The following is an 18,258-nucleotide window of genomic DNA, read 5'->3' as shown; positions in this document are numbered from 1 at the left end:
CGAGTTTGCTTTACAGCAACTTGTTTTTTGTGAAAAAGAGGAAATAGATGAACAAATTTGAACAGTTGAGTAAATTAAAAGGGCTTATGCTCATTACTTTAGGGGTTGCTATTTACGCTTTTGGGTTTGTTAATTTTAACATGGCTAATAAATTGGCTGAAGGCGGGGTTGCGGGTATTACACTGATGTTGCACGCCTTAATTGGAATTAATCCGGCTTATTCATCACTGATTTTGAATATTCCTTTGTTTATTATCGGTGCACGAATTTTTGGGAGACGCTCCTTAGCATTAACCATTTATGGAACAGTAACCATGTCTATTTTCATTTGGTTGTGGCAAAAATTTCCAATTGAAATGGGTCTAGAAAATGATATGATGCTAGTTGCAGTTGTCGCAGGTCTTTGTGCAGGTGTTGGAAGTGGCCTTGTTTTTCGTTATGGTGCAACTACAGGTGGTACGGATATTATTGGACGCATTGCTGAAGAAAAATGTGGCTTCAAACTGGGGCAAACCTTACTTTTTATTGATGCTTTGGTTTTAATTGCCTCGCTTTCTTATGTTGATTTAAAACATATGTTATACACTTTAGTGGCTAGTTTTGTTTTTAGTCAGGTACTAACAATTGTTCAAAGTGGTGGTTATACAATTAGAGGAATGATTATCATCACAAAACATTCCAAAGCCGCAGCATCAGCCATTTTGACAGAAATTAATCGAGGTGTCACCTTTTTAAAAGGTGAGGGGGCTTATTCTGGTAATGAATACAATGTTATGTATGTTACCTTAAGTCCAAATGAAGTAAGGGATGTTAAGAGAATTCTAGCAGAATTAGATCCAGATGCTTTTATTTCAATTGTGGATGTAGATGAAGTTATTAGTTCGGACTTTAAAATTAGACGAAAAAATTATGATAAACCCGTTTAGCATAAGAAAAAAGCTCATGATTGAGCTTTTTTGTAGGATTACATTTTTTCTGGAGCTTGAACACCAAGAAGGCGAAGGGCTTCTTTAAGAACGGTAGCTGTTGCAAAACAAAGTGCAAGGCGACTATCGCGTTCAGGGTTTTCATCAAGAATACGAGTGTGTGCATAGTATTTGTTAAATGCCTGAGCTAATTGGATAGCGTATTTAGCAATAATTGATGGGTCGTATTTATCTGCTGCACGTTCAATGCTTGTCGCAAAGTTTTGTAAGAGTTTAATAATTTCCCAACTCTCAGTATCTTTTAATGCATAGGATGCTTCTTCATTAGGAGTGAATTCAGCCTTGCGAAGAATTGACTGGATACGGGCATATGTGTATTGTACATATGGGCCAGTTTCTCCTTCAAATGAAACCATGGCTTCAAGGTCAAAGTCATATCCGTTGTCACGGTCTGTTTTTAAGTCGTAGAATTTAACGGCTCCAACTCCAACAGCATGTGCAACTTCTTCTTTGTCCTCAAGATTAGGGTTTTTAGCTTCAATTTGTGATAAAGCACGTGAAACAGCCTCGTCAAGTGTTGGTTCAAGACGGATAATATTTCCTTTACGCGTTGATAATTTTTTCTTGTTTTTAGTGACAAGACCAAATGAAACGTGAATCATGTCATCTGACCAGTCAAATCCCATTTCTTTTAAAACAGCTTTAAGTTGTTTGAAATGGTGAGATTGTTCTTGGCCAACAACATAGATATTTTTGACAAAGTTGAAGGTACGTTGGCGGTACATGGCAGTTGCCATATCACGTGTAATGTAAAGTGTAGCACCATCTGATTTTTTGATAAGTGCAGGAGGTAAATCGTATTTTTCAAGGTCCACAATTTGAGCACCTTTAGATTCTTTTAGGAGATTTTTTTCTTCTAAAATTTGGATACCTTCATCCATTTTATCGTTGTAGAAAGCCTCACCGTGATAATGGTCAAACGAAACATCTAGTTTGTCATAGATACGGTTAAATTCAATAAGACTTTCATCACGGAACCATTGCCATAAGTCCCAAGCTTCCTTATCGCCATCTTCTAATTTTTTGAACCATTGGCGTGCTTGTTCATCTAAATCAGGATTTTCTTCAGCTTCTGCATTGATACGAACATAAAGTTTTAACAGTTCATCAATTGGATTAGCTTCAATAGCATCGTGATCACCCCAAAGTTTGTAAGCTACAATAAGCATACCAAACTGTTTGCCCCAGTCCCCAAGATGATTGATGCGGATTGCGTTATAACCTAGTTTTGAGTAGATGTGACCAATAGAATCGGCAATAACTGTTGAACGTAAATGGCCTACTGAGAAAGGTTTAGCAATATTTGGACTTGACATATCAAGAGTGACATTTTGCCCATCTCCGATGTGTTGTTGTCCGTAGTCAGATTTTTCTTTAATAACAGAATGTAAAACATTTTTTGAGATTAATGATTTATCAAGGAAAAAATTGATGTATGGTCCTAAAGCAACAACTTTCTCAAATGAGCTTGCGTCAATCTTTTCGGCAATTTCAGCTGCAATCATTTGAGGTGCTTTGCGAAGTAATTTAGCTAAGCTGAAGGCAGGGAAAGCAAGGTCACCCATCTCAGAATTTTTTGGTGTTTCGATTAAGCTGTAGATTTTTTCCTGCTCTAATTCAGGTACAACTTTAGCAATTTCACTAGCTATTAATGTTTTAGTATCCATCTTTTTTCTCCTAAAATAGTTTTTCACTCCATTTTATCATAATTCTTAAAAATAAACGAGGAATCAATTGAGAAATTATACTACAATAACAAAGAGAAGTAAAGCCCTTCAGATAAGATTTTTTAAAATTAAAAGTATTGTAAAAATTGTTACTTTTTTTCCTAATTTAAAAGGATTTTGATAGAATTCATTTTTGAGGGAAAAGAGAATAAAAAACAGGATTTTAATGAAATAAACGTAAAATTCTGTTATAATTTGAGAGGATAAATATACAATTGGGGTGGAATCTTATGAATAAAATAGAACGACAAAATCACATTAAACGAATCATTCAATCTGAGCATGTCGGTACCCAGGAAGAAATCAAAAATTATCTTTATTCTGAAGGTGTTAGCGTCACTCAGGCAACACTTTCTAGAGATTTGAGAGAGATTGGTTTGTTGAAACTTCGTGATGAAGAAGGCAAGCTTTTTTATAGCTTGTCAGAGCCTGTGGCCTCACCCTTTAGCACAGATGTTCGTTATTATGTGATAAAAGTTGATAGGGCAGGTTTTATGTTGGTCTTACATACTGATTTAGGAGAGGCAGATGTTTTGGCTAATTTGATAGATAATGACCATATTGAAGATATTCTAGGGACCATAGCTGGCGCAGATACACTTTTGGTGATTTGTCGCAACGAAGAAATCGCAGCACAGTACGAGAAGGATTTAGCTCTAAGTATATGACAAATTATGATGATGCCTTAGACCAATTGGTTAATACACTTCAAAAACATCAAAGCATTCTTGAATTCAAAGACATTGAGAAAAAGATAAAGGCAAATCCTCTTTACAGGCAGCAAGTTTACCAGATGAAAAAGAACCAGCAAAATGCCTTTCTTTTTAACAAGGTTGAGAAAGACAGAGCTGAGAAAATGGCTATAAGTGTGGCTACAGAACTTAAAGAAAACATAGAAAGCCAACCAATCGTAGAGGATTATCGTAACAAATTGCAAAATGCTAGTGATCTTTTGCAATATGTAACAAAGACAATAGAAGATAAGGTTAACGAGGAGTTTATAGATGAGCAATCTTAAAGTTTCTCCTGGAATGCAGCAGTATCTGGACATAAAGCAACATTATCCAGATGCTTTTTTGCTTTTTAGGATGGGCGATTTTTATGAATTATTTTATGAAGATGCTGTAAAGGCAGCTCAAATTTTGGAAATTGGACTGACAAGTCGTAATAAAAATGCAGAAAATCCAATTCCAATGGCAGGCGTTCCTCATCATTCAGCACAACAATATATTGATATTTTAATTGAACTAGGCTATAAAGTTGCTATTGCTGAACAGATGGAAGACCCTAAGCAGGCTGTTGGTGTGGTGAAACGTGAGGTTGTTCAAGTCATTACACCAGGAACAGTTGTTGATTCAAGTAAGCCTAATAGTTCAAATAACTTCCTAGTTGCTATTGATAGTTGTAACGGTTTTTTTGGTCTTTCCTACATGGATCTTGCAACAGGTGAGTTCTTTGTCACAGAATTATCAGATTTTTCAAGTGCTTGTAGTGAAGTCTTTAACCTAAAAGCGAGGGAAGTTGTTCTTGGCTTTAGTTTGACTCAAGACCAAGAAAATCAATTAAATCCAAACAAGGCATTGCTTCTATCACAGGAATCAGAAATTCTTGAAGATGATCATTTGCTTGACAAGCAGTTGACAGTAGCTGAAAGACAAGTAGCAGGCAAGCTCCTTCAATATGTTCAAAAGACCCAAATGAGAGAGCTTAGTCATCTGCAACAAGTTGTTCATTATGAAATCAAGGACTATTTACAAATGTCTTATGCAACAAAAAATAGTTTAGACTTGATTGAAAATGCTAGAACTCAAAAAAAACACGGTAGTCTTTATTGGTTGCTTGATGAGACTAAGACAGCGATGGGGATGCGCCAGTTAAAAAATTGGATTGATAGACCATTGATTAATCAAGAAGCTATTTTAAAAAGGCAAGCTATTATTCAGGTTTTTCTAGACGCCTTTATTGAAAGAGCTGATTTGAGTGACAGTTTAAAAGGCGTCTATGATATTGAACGTCTGACAAGTCGTGTTTCTTTTGGTAAGGTTAATCCCAAGGATTTGTTACAATTAGGTCACACGTTAGGTCAGGTTCCTCAGATTAAATCAATTCTGTCAGCCATTGGCAGTCCATGCTTAGATGACCTTACTGCAGCTATTGATCCTATTTCAGAATTAGAAGCACTTATCAGCTCTGCTATTTCAAAAGAAGCCCCTGCAACAATTAGTGAGGGGAATATCATTCGAACTGGATTTGATGACAAGTTAGATCATTATAGAAAGGTCATGAAAGAAGGCACTGGTTGGATTGCTGAAATTGAATTAAAAGAGCGTCAAGCAAGTGGTATCAATAACTTAAAGATTGACTATAATAAAAAAGATGGGTATTATTTCCATGTTACCAATTCCAATTTAGCGAATGTTCCAGAGCACTTTTTTAGAAAAGCGACTCTTAAAAATTCTGAACGTTATGGCACTGCAGAGTTAGCGAAAATTGAAGGTCAGATGCTTGAGGCGCGTGAAGAATCCTCAAATCTTGAATATGATATTTTCATGAGTATTAGGGCGCGTGTTGAGACCTACATTGATAGACTTCAATCCTTGGCTAAGGCCATTGCAACGGTAGATGTTTTACAAAGTTTAGCTGTTGTTGCTGAGCGAAATCACTATGTGAGACCTGAATTTAATAGGGAGCATATCATTGCTATTGATAATGGGCGTCATGCCGTTGTTGAAAAGGTGATGGGTGTGCAAGAGTATATTCCAAATAGTATTCATTTTGATAGTCAAACAGCTATTCAATTGATTACAGGGCCAAACATGAGTGGTAAGTCAACTTATATGCGTCAACTTGCCTTGACAGTAATCATGGCTCAAATGGGCTCTTATGTAGCAGCAGATAAGGCACAACTTCCTATTTTTGATGCTATCTTTACACGTATTGGTGCTGCTGATGATCTTATTTCTGGGCAATCAACCTTTATGGTTGAAATGATGGAAGCTAACCATGCTATTAAACGTGCTAGTGATTCGTCATTGATTCTCTTTGATGAGTTAGGTCGTGGGACTGCCACTTATGATGGGATGGCATTGGCACAATCTATTATTGAGTACATTCATGATAAGGTTAAAGCAAAAACAATGTTTGCCACCCACTATCATGAGTTGACATCACTGTCAACTAAATTAACAAGCCTTGAGAATGTTCACGTGTCAACCTTAGAGAAAGATGGTGAAGTGACCTTTTTACATAAGATTTCACAGGGTCCTGCAGACAAATCTTATGGTATTCATGTTGCTAAAATTGCTGGTTTACCGGCTGACTTATTGCAACGCGCAGACCATATTTTGTCTAAATTAGAGAGTCAATCAGAAACGACGCAAGGGCTTGATCAAAAGACGCAGTCTATGGAAAAAGAGCAGTTGACGCTTTTCCAAATGGACAATAAGAGTGATCAAGTGCTTTCAAAATTGAAAGATATTGACGTTATGAATATGACTCCTATGGAAGCTATGACAGCATTGTATGAGCTAAAAAAATTGATATAGCAAAACTGGCAATCTCAAAGGGGTTGCCACTTTGTTTTGTGTTATAATAGTCCATAAGAATATTTTCAAGTTAAAACGATAAACCATTTGGAAAATAAGAATGTTATCATAGAGGAGAAAGGTCAAAAGTAGAGATGTCAAAAATTATTGAACTACCAGAGATACTGGCCAACCAAATTGCTGCAGGTGAAGTTATTGAACGTCCAGCCAGTGTTGTAAAAGAGTTGGTTGAAAATGCTATTGATGCTAAAAGTAATCAAATCACAATAGAAATTGAAGAATCTGGATTAAAGTCTATCAAAATTACAGACAATGGTGAAGGGATGTCAAAAGATGATTTACCATTGAGTATTTTGCGTCATGCAACCAGTAAAATTAAAAACCAGAGTGATCTTTTTAGGATTAGAACGCTAGGTTTTAGGGGTGAGGCTCTGCCATCTATCGCTTCAATCTCTGAACTGACAATAGAAACGGCAACAGAAGATTCAAGTCATGGCTCTATTCTGATGTCAAAAGGTGGTAAGGTTGAGAAGGTGGATGTGATTTCAACACCAGTTGGAACGAAGATAAAGGTTGAAAACCTTTTTTACAATACGCCCGCACGACTAAAATATATGAAGAGTTTACAGGCAGAGTTAGCTCACATTGTTGATGTTGTCAATCGTCTTAGTCTGGGTCATCCAGAAGTTGCCTTTACACTTATTTGTGATGGAAGAGAACTGACTAAAACTTCTGGAACAGGTGATTTGAAACAGGCAATTGCAGGGATTTATGGTCTAAATACAGCTAAGAAAATGGTTGAGATTTCTAATGCTGATTTAGATTTTGAAGTCAGTGGTTATGTTAGTCTACCAGAGTTAACCCGAGCAAATCGTAATTACATTACTTTACTTATTAATGGACGGTATATCAAAAATTTCCTTTTGAATCGTGCCATTTTAGATGGTTATGGTTCAAAGTTAATGGTCGGGCGTTTTCCAATTGTTGTTATTGATATCCAAATCGATCCCTATTTGGCTGATGTCAATGTTCATCCAACCAAGCAGGAAGTTCGTATTTCTAAAGAAAAAGAGTTGATGGCACTCATTAGTTCAGCAATTGCTGATAGTTTACGACAACAAGATTTAATACCAGATGCTCTTGAAAATTTAGCTAAGTCAACGACGAGAGCCTTTGACAAGCCTGTTCAAACCAGTTTTTCCTTACCATCAAAAAACAGTTCACTTTATTATGATAGGGAAAAAAATGATTTCTTTGTTAGAGATACAGTTGAAGAGGCAAGTCCATCATTTAATGATATTGACAGACCTGTAAATGAGTCGTTGACAGAAGCTATGCCATCCAAGCAGTCGGCTATTCGGCATGCTAGGCGTGATAATCAAGTTGAGGAGTCCACTGAACATCCGAGTTTGACTATACAGAATAAGCAAAAAATGGAAAAATTGCTGAAGAATCTTGAGAATGAGCAAAGTTCAACTTTTCCAGAGTTGGATTATTTTGGTCAGATGCATGGGACTTATCTTTTTGCTCAGGGTAAAGAAGGCTTATTTATCATTGATCAACACGCAGCTCAAGAACGTGTTAAATATGAATATTACCGTGAAAAAATTGGCGATGTTGACAGCAGTTTACAACAATTATTGGTTCCCTATTTGTTTGAATTTTCTGGGGCTGATTTTATCAATTTGCAAGAAAAAATGTCCCTTTTAAACGCTGTTGGAATATACTTAGAAGCTTATGGGACCAATACCTTTATTCTTCGTGAGCATCCTATTTGGATGAAAGAAAGTGAAATTGAATCTGGTGTTTATGAAATGTGTGACATGTTGCTTTTAACCCATCAGGTATCTATTAAGGATTATCGTGCAGAATTGGCTATTATGATGAGTTGTAAACGATCTATTAAGGCAAATCACACCTTAGACGATTATTCTGCCAGACAATTATTGTTGCAATTAGCAGAATGTAAAAATCCTTATAATTGTCCTCATGGTCGGCCAGTCTTAATTAATTTTAGCAAGGCAGACATGGAAAAAATGTTCAGGCGTATTCAAGAAAATCACACGAGTTTAAGGGAGTTAGGGAAATATTAGGAGGTATATGTGTCAGAGTTTTTTCAATTACCAAAACAAATTCAATTACGGGAATTAATGAGGTTTATTACTATTACACTTGGAAGTAGTATTTTCCCATTTATGGCCATGTATTACACAACTTACTTTGGAACATTTATGACTGGTATTTTGATGATGATAACGAGTCTTAGTGGTTTTTTGGGAACCATGTATGGAGGTCACTTGTCCGATGCCATTGGTCGAAAAAAGGTTGTTATCATTGGTTCAATTGGTACTATTATTGGATGGTTCTTAACCATTACAGCAAATATTCCAGGACATCTCATACCATGGTTGACTTTTTTAGGGATTCTTCTAGTTGATATTTCATCTTGTTTTTATGGCCCTGCCTATGAAGCCATGTTGATTGATTTGACGGATAGTAGCAATAGACGATTTGTTTATACTATTAATTATTGGCTGATTAATATTGCAGTGATGTTTGGTGCTGGTATTGCAGGTTTATTTTATGACCATTATTTTATAGAATTATTGCTTGCCATGTTTGTGGTTAATTTACTTTGTTTTTTTGTGGCATATTATAAATTCCATGAGACACGTCCTGATGACCATGATTTTGCTCATAATTCTAGTTTGTCAGCAACCTTTAAAAATTATAGTGAGGTCTTTAAAGACAGAGCTTTTGTTATTTTCACTATGGGTTCAATCTTGTTTTCGAGTGTTTGGATGCAGATGGATAATTACATTCCTGTTCATTTAAAGTTGTATTTTGAAACTACGCATCTCTTTGGTTTTGAAGTGACGGGAGCAAAAATGCTCTCTATTATGGTTTTTACCAATACCTTTTTGATCGTGTTTTTTATGACACTTGTCAATAAGTTGACAGTTAAATGGAAATTGCTCCCACAATTATTGATAGGTTCTATCATTTTTTCAGTTGGGGTATTCTTGTCATTTACCTTCACGCATTTTATTGGTATCTGGATTGCTGTTCTTATTTTTACAGTTGGGGAAATGATTAATGTGCCAGCTAATCAGGTGTTAAGAGCTGACATGATGGATCAGTCAAAGATTGGTTCTTATACAGGATTTGTATCAATGGCACATCCACTCGGGGCTATTTTAGCAGGTTTTCTAGTATCACTTAGCCATTTCAGTGGGCCTATTGGTGTCCAAATAATGTTTCTAGTGATTGCTACCGCAGGTATTTACCTAACCCTACTATCTGCAAGAATGAAAAAGAAGGTTTAAAATGTTTGATTATATAAAAGGACAATTGACAAAGATAACGGCCAAATATATTGTCGTTGAAACAGGTGGTTTGGGCTATATTATTTACGTTGCAAATCCCTATAGCTTTACAGACAGCGTCAACCAAAATTGTATTGTTTATTTGCACCAAGTGATTAGAGAGGATGCGCATTTGCTCTTTGGTTTTCATTCTGAAGACGAAAAGGATGTATTTCTTAAACTGATATCTGTTTCAGGAATTGGACCAATGACGGCCTTAGCGATTGTTGCTGTGGACGATAATCAAGGCTTGGTTAATGCAATTGATAATAGTGATATTAAATACTTGATGAAATTCCCTAAAATTGGGAAGAAAACTGCGCAACAGATGATTTTAGATTTGGCAGGGAAGTTTGTTGAAGCCCCTCAAGAAAATGCTAAATCAGCTTCTGTTAAGTCAAATAGCAACGAACAATTAGATGAAGCTATTGAAGCCTTATTGGCATTAGGTTATAAAGCAAGTGAACTTAAGAAAATCCGAGCTTTCTTTGAAGGAACAGATGAAAAGACTGAACAATACATTAAATCAGCTTTGAAGATGTTGATGAAAGGGTAAAAATGAAACGCTGCAGTTGGGTGCCTCAAAGCAATAAATTATACTGTGATTACCATGATTTAGAATGGGGAAAACCTATTTTTGATGATCGAGAGTTATTTGAATTGTTATGCCTGGAAAGTTATCAGTCGGGTTTATCTTGGTTGACAGTCTTGAAAAAACGTCAAGCCTTTCGACAAGTCTTTAGCAACTATGATATTGATAAAGTTGCTCAATTTTCTGAAGTGCAAATAGCAGAAGCTTTACAGAATTCCGCTATTATTAGGCATCGCCTGAAATTGACTGCAACAGTCAAAAATGCTAAGGCTGTAAAAGTTATTCAAGAAGAATTTGGATCATTTTCGGCTTATCTATGGGGTTTTTGTGATGGGAAACCACTTGTCAACATTGTCAATTCAAGTCATCCTGTTGCTACACAAACAGATTTATCGAAAGCACTTGCTAAAGATTTGAAGAAAAGAGGTTTTGCTTTTTTAGGACCGACGACTGTTTATTCATTTATGCAGGCATCGGGTATGGTTAATGACCATGAAGATACTTGTGATTTTAAGTAAGATACCGTTAATGTGTTAGCGGTATTTTTTAATAGACAGATATATATGCCGCTTTGCTTAACTTGGCAAATAAAAAATAGAAACTTTTATGATAAAATAGAAAACAAATTACGAATAGGTAAGTAGGTGATTGAATGAAGGCGGAATTGATTGCTGTTGGAACAGAATTATTAACAGGACAAATTCTAAATACCAATGCCCAATTTTTGTCTGAGAAGATGGCTGAGATTGGAGTCGATGTTTATTTTCAAACGGCTGTTGGAGATAACGAGGAACGGCTCTTATCAGTGATTGACATTGCAAGTAAGCGAAGTCATTTAATTATTTTGTGTGGTGGCCTTGGACCTACAGAAGATGATTTAACAAAGCAAACTCTTGCTAAGTATTTAGGAAAAAATCTGATTTTTGATTCTGATGCTAGCTTAAAATTGGATGATTTTTTCTCCAGTCGACCAAGTCATTCAAGAACCCCTAATAATGAGCGTCAAGCTCAAGTGATTGAAGGCTCAATCCCAATTCAAAATCTTACGGGCCTTGCAGTAGGTGGCTTGATTGAGGTAAATGGGATTACTTATGTTGTTTTACCTGGACCACCAAATGAATTAAGACCAATGGTTAATCAAGGTCTCATTCCGTTACTATCGGGTAATCAAAGTGCTTTGTACTCTAAAGTGTTGCGTTTTTTTGGTATCGGTGAGAGTCAACTGGTAACGGTCCTTGCTGATATTATTGAAAATCAAACGGATCCTACCATTGCTCCCTACGCTAAAATTGGAGAAGTAACATTACGACTATCAACAAAAGGGCGAAATCAGAGTGAAGCTTATCAAAAACTGGCTGATTTTGAAAAAAAACTTCTAGCGCTTACTACTTTGGATGGCTCCTACCTTAGTGAATTTCTTTATGGCTATGGAGAGGATAATAGTTTGGCAAAAGAAGTCTTTCAATTATTGAAGAAACACACAAAAACCTTAACGGCAGCAGAAAGTTTAACGGCAGGAATGTTTCAATCTTCTTTGGCAGACTTTTCAGGTTCTTCAGCAGTTTTTAATGGAGGATTTGTCACATATAGTATAACTGAAAAGTCAAAAATGTTGGGAATACCTTTAGAGTTGCTCGAGCAGCATGGGGTTGTTAGTGCTTTTACTGCAGAGCAGATGGCCATGAAAGCAAAAACGCTAACAGACTCGGATATTGCCATTAGTTTAACTGGTGTTGCAGGACCAGATAGTTTGGAGGAACAGCCAGTAGGAACAGTTTATATTGGTATTGCTAGTCAAGAAACAGTTGAATCATTTAAGATTTTCATCGGAGGTCGCAGCCGTTCAGATATTAGGAAAATAGCATGTATGCATGCTTTTAACCTGGTCCGTAAAACTTTATTAAAGGGCGAAAATTTGGTATAATAAAATAGTCTGGGAACTAAAGATTAGAATCATTTAAACGGCTCTAAATGAGAAGATTCCCCATGTGTAGAGGAGAAAAAATTGGCGAAAAAAGTTAAAAAAACAGAAGAAATCACTAAAAAATTTGGTGACGACCGTAGAAAAGCTCTTGATGACGCGTTAAAAAACATTGAAAAAGATTTCGGTAAAGGTGCTGTTATGCGTCTGGGAGAGCGTGCAGAGCAAAAAGTTCAAGTGATGAGTTCTGGTAGTTTAGCACTTGATATTGCTTTAGGTGCTGGTGGCTATCCTAAGGGGCGTATTATTGAAATTTATGGGCCAGAATCTTCAGGTAAAACAACAGTTGCCTTGCATGCTGTTGCTCAAGCTCAAAAAGAAGGTGGAATTGCTGCCTTTATTGATGCCGAACATGCACTTGATCCTGCTTATGCAGCTTCATTGGGTGTTAATATTGATGAATTGCTTTTATCACAACCAGATTCTGGAGAGCAAGGACTTGAGATTGCAGGAAAATTGATTGACTCAGGTGCTGTTGATTTGGTTGTTGTTGACTCGGTTGCCGCACTTGTACCACGTGCAGAAATTGATGGCGACATTGGTGATAGTCATGTTGGTTTACAAGCTCGAATGATGAGCCAAGCCATGCGTAAACTCTCTGCATCAATTAATAAAACTAAAACAATTGCTATCTTTATTAACCAATTGCGTGAAAAAGTTGGGGTTATGTTTGGTAATCCTGAGACAACTCCTGGTGGTCGTGCCTTGAAGTTCTACTCATCTGTTCGTTTAGATGTTCGTGGCAATACTCAAATTAAAGGAACTGGCGATCAAAAAGATAGCAGCATCGGTAAAGAAACCAAAATCAAGGTTGTTAAAAATAAAGTTGCCCCACCTTTTAAAGTTGCAGAAGTTGAAATCATGTATGGTGAAGGAATTTCACGCACAGGAGAACTTGTTAAAATTGCATCTGACCTAGACATTATCCAAAAAGCCGGTGCATGGTTCTCTTATAATGGTGAAAAGATTGGTCAAGGATCTGAGAATGCTAAAAAATTCTTGGCAGATCATCCAGAACTCTTTGATGAGATTGACCATAAAGTTCGTGTTAAAGTGGGCTTGGTTGAAGATACAGAGATAGAAGAAGTTGAAGAAGTTTCATCAACAACAGACGAACTTATTTTAGATTTAGATAATGCTATTGAAATTGAAGATTAAAAAAACAGTCCAGTGGACTGTTCAGATTGAAGAAAAAGTCCATTTTGGGCAATTTTCTTCAATCTGTTTTCTTTTACTTGAAATTAAAAAAACTCATGGAACCACTGTTATAACAGTATTTCTATGAGTTTCAATTATGTGGTAGTCAACCTTTAAACTAACAATTTTTCTATCAATAAGAGGGTTTGTCTACGTTCTGAACAGTCCAGTGGACTGTTTTTTCTTCGAGCAAAAAGGCCTAAAGCGAGAAAAGTTAAGTGTGGAGCGTTTTCATGATTTTGAATCGGTGATAAAAATGTCACCTCATCAAGGGCTTTAGGGTTTTTGTCACCTTCTGATACGGTTCTTTTGTGACTGGGAATGATGTCTTAAAGCAAATGATTGTTATTCTCCATTGGCAAGGCGAAAAAGTGCCAATTTCATGTAAGAATGAAATGTTCTCTGCTTGAAATCCTTATGTCAAGCCTTTTGGATTGATATTAATATTTAGAAAATAATCTATTTAGATGAGAAAATAGGTCCACAGACCTATGTTCAGAAAAAAGAACTATGCTACAATGAATATATCACGAAATAGAAAGTGAGACTCTCAACATGATTAAAATTTATACGATTTCAAGTTGTACGAGCTGTAAAAAGGCCAAAACCTGGTTAAATGGTCATAAGCTCCCTTATAAAGAACAAAATTTAGGAAAAGAACCACTTACAAAAGAAGAAATATTAGCTATTTTATCTAAGACAGAAAATGGTGTCGAAAGTATTGTCTCATCAAAGAATAGATATGCTAAGGCCCTTAATTGTAATATTGATGAACTGAGCGTTAGTGAAGTTATCGACTTAATTCAGGACAATCCTCGTATTCTAAAAAGTCCTATTTTAATTGATGATAAACGTTTGCAAGTGGGCTATAAAGAAGATGATATTAGAGCCTTCTTACCACGTTCTATCCGTAATATTGAAAATACAGAAGCGCGTTTGCGCGCAGCACTTTAAAAGCTCAATAATTGGGCTTTTTTTCTGTGCCTTTAACCTAGATTTCTTGTTAATTTAAAAAAAATAAGCTATAATAAAGCATAGTACTTAGTTTAGAAAGAAGGTGTAGGTATGGGATTTACAGACGAAACAGTTCGCTTTAAGTTAGATGATGGTGATAAAAAAGAAATCAGTGAAACACTAACAGCTGTTTACCATTCTCTTGAGGAAAAAGGTTACAATCCTATCAATCAAATTGTAGGTTATGTATTGAGTGGTGACCCTGCTTATGTACCGAGATATAATGATGCTCGCAATCAAATTCGCAAATATGAACGTGATGAGATTGTTGAAGAACTTGTTCGCTATTACTTGCAAGGAAATGGAATTGACATAAAATGAGAATAATGGGACTGGATGTAGGTTCTAAGACAGTTGGAGTAGCTATTAGCGATCCTTTAGGTTTTACAGCCCAAGGCCTTGAAATTATTAAGATTGATGAAGACAAAGAAGAGTTCGGTTTTGAACGTCTGGGGGAACTTGTCAAAGCATACAAGGTTGACACATTTGTTGTGGGCTTGCCAAAAAACATGAACAATACAAGTGGTCCACGGGTGGAAGCTAGTCAGGCTTATGGTCAAAAAATTGAAGAACTCTTCAAGATTCCTGTCAAGTATCAAGATGAACGATTAACAACAGTTCAAGCCGAGCGGATGCTCATTGAACAAGCAGACATTAGTCGTGGCAAGCGTAAAAAAGTTATTGATAAATTAGCCGCACAGTTGATTTTACAAAATTATTTAGATAGAACCTATTAAGGAGAAAACAATGGCACACAATCACGATCATGAACATGAAGTTATTACTTTGGTGGATGACCAAGGGAATGAATCATTATTTGAAATTTTACTCACTATCGATGGTAGAGAAGAATTTGGTAAAAATTATGTTCTTTTGGTACCTGCTGGATCTGAAGAAGATGAAGATGGCGAAATTGAAATCCAAGCTTATTCATTTACAGAAAATGAAGATGGTACAGAAGGGGATCTTCAACCAATTCCAGAAGATTCAGATGCTGAATGGGATATGATTGAAGAAGTCTTTAACAGCTTTTTGGACGAAGAATAATGAAAAGACCGCCTAGGTCTTTTTTTGTCCCCTATTTTTAGATGACAGCATTATGGCAAATATTGTCAGAATTGTTAAGAAAAAGATTATTTTCTTTCTGTTAAATAAGTTGTGATATAATGAATAAAGTTAAAAAAAGTGAATTGTTTAATCATTTATGAAAAAAGAGGTTGTTTGATGAAGTTATCAGAAGCAGAAATTGGTGTTTCTTACCTTATTTTATCAGTTGATTTACCGTCAGATTATCAGAGGCATCTTGCTAATTTAGGATTAAAAAAAGATACGAGTCTTAAGTTATTATCAAAGACAAAAGAAAATGCTATTATCATGCTTTTATCTAGTCGTTTAGCTTTTGATTACACTGTCTTAGATGCTATTGATGTTATACCAACACAAGGAATAGATAAAACAGTTGCTTTATCAGAGTTAAAGGTTTCTGATTATGCTTTTATAGAAGGCATTTATGCCAATAAAGCTATTAAACGCCGTTTAATGGATATGGGCTTAACCAAAGGAACAAAGATTCATTTGAGAAAAGTGGCACCTTTAGGAGATCCACTGGAAATTAGTTTACGAGGGTATGAACTCAGTATTCGTAAATCAGAGGCTCAACTTATTAGTGTTTTTAAGATAGAAGATGAGATAGTAAATGAAAAAAATAGCTTTAATAGGTAATCCTAATAGTGGTAAAACAAGTCTTTTTAATCTTTTAACAGGTTCCAATCAAAGAGTTGGTAATTGGCCGGGGGTCACGGTTGCTCGCAAGAGTGGTTTTTTGAAAAAAGACAAGGAAATCGAGATCCAAGACTTACCAGGTGTCTATTCCATGTCACCTTATACTCCTGAGGAAAAGATAGCGCGTGATTATTTATTGAGTGGTGATTCACAATTGATTATTAATCTTGTGGATGCAACTAATTTGGAACGTAGTCTCTATTTAACCCTACAATTGATTGAAATTGGTTTGCCGATGATTTTAGCGCTTAATATGTCTGATATTTTAGCCAGCAGTGGCAAACAGATTAATTGTGATAAATTAAGCTATCAACTGGGAATTCCAGTGATTGCAATTAGCGCACTCAAAAAGACTGGGCTTGATCATCTACTTACCACAAGCAAGCATTTACTATCAAACAGTAAAAAAAGCCCACAATTTCCAGTTTATGATCAACGACTAGAAGTTGCCTTATCTCAAATTGAAGCACTTATTGAGGACAAGACTTTACTAGGAGCGAGTCGCTTTAATGGTATAAAGTTATTTGAACAAGATCCATTGGTCCTAGAAAGTGTGTCGCTTTCTACTGAAAGCAAAGCTGAGATTAGGGATATTATTTCCATTACAGAGTCTATTTTTTTTGAAGATGCTGAAACGATTATTATTAATCAACGCTATCAATTGATTGAGAGAATCTGTCAGTTGGCTCAGGTTACAGAAAATCATTTTGAATTGCAGTTGTCAGATAAGATTGATCGCATTGTTACCAATCGTTTTTTGGCACTACCGATTTTTGCGCTAACCATGTTTGGTGTTTACTTTTTATCAATTCAGACAATAGGAACTCTCGGTACAGATTGGGTTAATGATGTTGTCTTTGGTCACTATATTCCCCAAACTGTTGAGGGTATTTTGTCATACTTGAAAGTAGAACAGTGGTTACAATCATTGCTACTAGATGGTATTATTGCAGGTGTGGGTGCGGTTGTTGGTTTTGTTCCACAGATTTTCGTCCTTTTTATTTGTTTGGGTATTTTGGAAGACATTGGTTACATGAGCCGTATTGCTTTTATTATGGACCGTTTTTTCCGTCGTTTTGGCTTGTCAGGAAAATCGTTTATTCCAATGTTGATTGCAACGGGTTGTGGTGTTCCAGCTATAATGGCCAGTAGAACTATTGAAAATGAACGTGATCGTCGCATCACTATTATGACAACCACCTTTATGCCTTGTTCTGCCAAGCTATCTATTATTGCTTTAATTGCAGGTGCTTTTTTTCCTAGTAATCCCATGATTGCACCGAGTGCTTATTTTATTGGAATTGCAACTATTGTTTTTTCCGGTATTGCTCTAAAAAAGACAAGAATGCTTGGAGGAGTGACAAGTCCTTTTATCATGGAACTTCCAGCTTATCATTTGCCAAATCTTCTGACTGTTTTAAGGTATGCTTTAGGTAAGGCTTGGAGCTTTGTCAAAAGAGCAGGGACTATTATTTTTGTGTGTACCATTTTGATTTGGTTTATGTCTTCTTATAACCTTAGGTTTGAGGCTGTAGAGACTGACAAAAGTATTCTTGCTAGTTTAGGGCATCTCTTGTCTTGGCTATTCATTCCGTTGGGTTTTGGTAATTGGCGAGCAACAGTAGCAACAGCAACAGGTCTACTTGCTAAGGAGACTGTGGTTGCCACCTTTGGTATTTTATACCATCAAAATGATGCTACTGAGACTAGTAAGGCCTTATGGTCAAGTCTGCAAGCAGATTACAGCTGGTTATCTGCCTACTCTTTTTTAGTTTTTAATCTTTTATGTGCGCCTTGTTTTGCGGCTATTGGTGCTATTAAGAGGGAAATGAATCATTTGAGATGGTCTCTTGTTGCTATTGTATTTCAAACAGGTCTTGCCTATGTGATAAGTTTAATCATTTATCAATTAGGACTGTTGTTACTTGGAAAACCGGTGACGGTATTTTCTGTAGTTGCAATGCTTTCTTTGTTAAGTTTGATATATTTTGTTTTGCGTCCTTCTAAATCGGAGATGCCAACGGTTATTAATTTGGAAGAATTGAAAAAAATGAGTTCGGAGAAATAAA

At 36.1% G+C, this 18,258-nt stretch carries 17 protein-coding genes; 16 read left to right on the top strand and 1 reads right to left on the bottom strand.

The window, feature by feature from the left end:
- The first annotated feature begins 47 nt into the window (after nt 1-47).
- Complete coding sequence (locus tag Q9317_RS10290) at nt 48-926, top strand: YitT family protein (protein ID WP_003100443.1); 879 nt, start codon at nt 48-50, stop codon at nt 924-926.
- Between the two features lie 38 nt (nt 927-964).
- Here Q9317_RS10290 and argS read toward each other — a convergent pair whose 3' ends face one another.
- Nucleotides 965-2,653 (bottom strand): arginine--tRNA ligase, encoded by a 1,689-nt coding sequence (argS, locus tag Q9317_RS10285; RefSeq protein WP_003100441.1) that lies wholly within the window; start codon nt 2,651-2,653, stop codon nt 965-967.
- Nucleotides 2,654-2,943: 290 nt separating this feature from the next.
- Here argS and argR point away from each other — a divergent pair, with 290 nt between their 5' ends.
- The 15 genes from argR (at nt 2,944) to feoB (ending at nt 18,257) form a co-directional block, all read left to right on the top strand.
- On the top strand, nt 2,944-3,381 hold the full coding sequence (gene argR, locus Q9317_RS10280; protein WP_003100439.1) for an arginine repressor: 438 nt from the start codon (nt 2,944-2,946) through the stop codon (nt 3,379-3,381).
- Nucleotides 3,378-3,731, top strand: a complete 354-nt coding sequence (locus Q9317_RS10275) for a YlbF family regulator (RefSeq protein WP_003100437.1) — start codon at nt 3,378-3,380, stop codon at nt 3,729-3,731. The genes argR and Q9317_RS10275 overlap by 4 nt, the downstream gene beginning before the upstream one ends.
- Complete coding sequence (gene mutS, locus Q9317_RS10270) at nt 3,718-6,258, top strand: DNA mismatch repair protein MutS (RefSeq protein ID WP_003100436.1); 2,541 nt, start codon at nt 3,718-3,720, stop codon at nt 6,256-6,258. Before Q9317_RS10275 ends, mutS begins: the two co-directional genes overlap by 14 nt.
- Before the next feature lie 134 nt (nt 6,259-6,392).
- Nucleotides 6,393-8,351: a DNA mismatch repair endonuclease MutL gene (mutL, locus tag Q9317_RS10265; protein ID WP_003100434.1), complete on the top strand. Its 1,959-nt coding sequence runs from the start codon at nt 6,393-6,395 to the stop codon at nt 8,349-8,351.
- Between the two features lie 9 nt (nt 8,352-8,360).
- Entirely contained in the window at nt 8,361-9,584 is a 1,224-nt protein-coding gene (locus Q9317_RS10260) for an MDR family MFS transporter (protein WP_003100433.1), read from the top strand.
- Nucleotide 9,585: 1 nt separating this feature from the next.
- Nucleotides 9,586-10,179 (top strand): Holliday junction branch migration protein RuvA, encoded by a 594-nt coding sequence (gene ruvA / locus Q9317_RS10255; protein ID WP_003100432.1) that lies wholly within the window; start codon nt 9,586-9,588, stop codon nt 10,177-10,179.
- Between the two features lie 2 nt (nt 10,180-10,181).
- Nucleotides 10,182-10,733 (top strand): DNA-3-methyladenine glycosylase I, encoded by a 552-nt coding sequence (locus Q9317_RS10250; protein WP_003100431.1) that lies wholly within the window; start codon nt 10,182-10,184, stop codon nt 10,731-10,733.
- Between the two features lie 134 nt (nt 10,734-10,867).
- The gene (locus tag Q9317_RS10245) at nt 10,868-12,139 is read left to right on the top strand and encodes a competence/damage-inducible protein A (RefSeq protein ID WP_003100430.1); all 1,272 of its coding nucleotides are present in this window, start codon (nt 10,868-10,870) and stop codon (nt 12,137-12,139) included.
- An 81-nt stretch (nt 12,140-12,220) separates the two neighbouring features.
- The gene (gene recA / locus Q9317_RS10240; RefSeq protein WP_003100429.1) at nt 12,221-13,354 is read left to right on the top strand and encodes a recombinase RecA; all 1,134 of its coding nucleotides are present in this window, start codon (nt 12,221-12,223) and stop codon (nt 13,352-13,354) included.
- A gap of 594 nt (nt 13,355-13,948) precedes the next feature.
- Nucleotides 13,949-14,347 (top strand): transcriptional regulator Spx, encoded by a 399-nt coding sequence (spx, locus tag Q9317_RS10235; protein WP_003100427.1) that lies wholly within the window; start codon nt 13,949-13,951, stop codon nt 14,345-14,347.
- Between the two features lie 111 nt (nt 14,348-14,458).
- Nucleotides 14,459-14,728 (top strand): IreB family regulatory phosphoprotein, encoded by a 270-nt coding sequence (locus tag Q9317_RS10230; RefSeq protein ID WP_003100426.1) that lies wholly within the window; start codon nt 14,459-14,461, stop codon nt 14,726-14,728.
- A complete protein-coding gene (gene ruvX, locus Q9317_RS10225) occupies nt 14,725-15,144 on the top strand; it encodes a Holliday junction resolvase RuvX (RefSeq protein ID WP_037582983.1) in 420 nt (139 codons plus the stop codon). The genes Q9317_RS10230 and ruvX overlap by 4 nt, the downstream gene beginning before the upstream one ends.
- A 10-nt stretch (nt 15,145-15,154) precedes the next feature.
- Nucleotides 15,155-15,454, top strand: coding sequence for a DUF1292 domain-containing protein (locus tag Q9317_RS10220; protein WP_003100423.1), 300 nt, complete (start codon nt 15,155-15,157; stop codon nt 15,452-15,454).
- 177 nt (nt 15,455-15,631) lie between these two features.
- Nucleotides 15,632-16,129 (top strand): ferrous iron transport protein A, encoded by a 498-nt coding sequence (locus Q9317_RS10215; RefSeq protein ID WP_003100421.1) that lies wholly within the window; start codon nt 15,632-15,634, stop codon nt 16,127-16,129.
- A complete protein-coding gene (gene feoB, locus Q9317_RS10210; RefSeq protein ID WP_016356258.1) occupies nt 16,104-18,257 on the top strand; it encodes a ferrous iron transport protein B in 2,154 nt (717 codons plus the stop codon). Before Q9317_RS10215 ends, feoB begins: the two co-directional genes overlap by 26 nt.
- Nucleotide 18,258: the final 1 nt, after the last annotated feature.

It is taken from the genome of Streptococcus iniae, from assembly GCF_030732225.1.
Lineage (GTDB): Bacteria > Bacillota > Bacilli > Lactobacillales > Streptococcaceae > Streptococcus > Streptococcus iniae.
The sequence above is the reverse complement of the archived record's forward strand: the minus strand, read 5'-3'. Positions and strand labels throughout refer to the sequence as shown.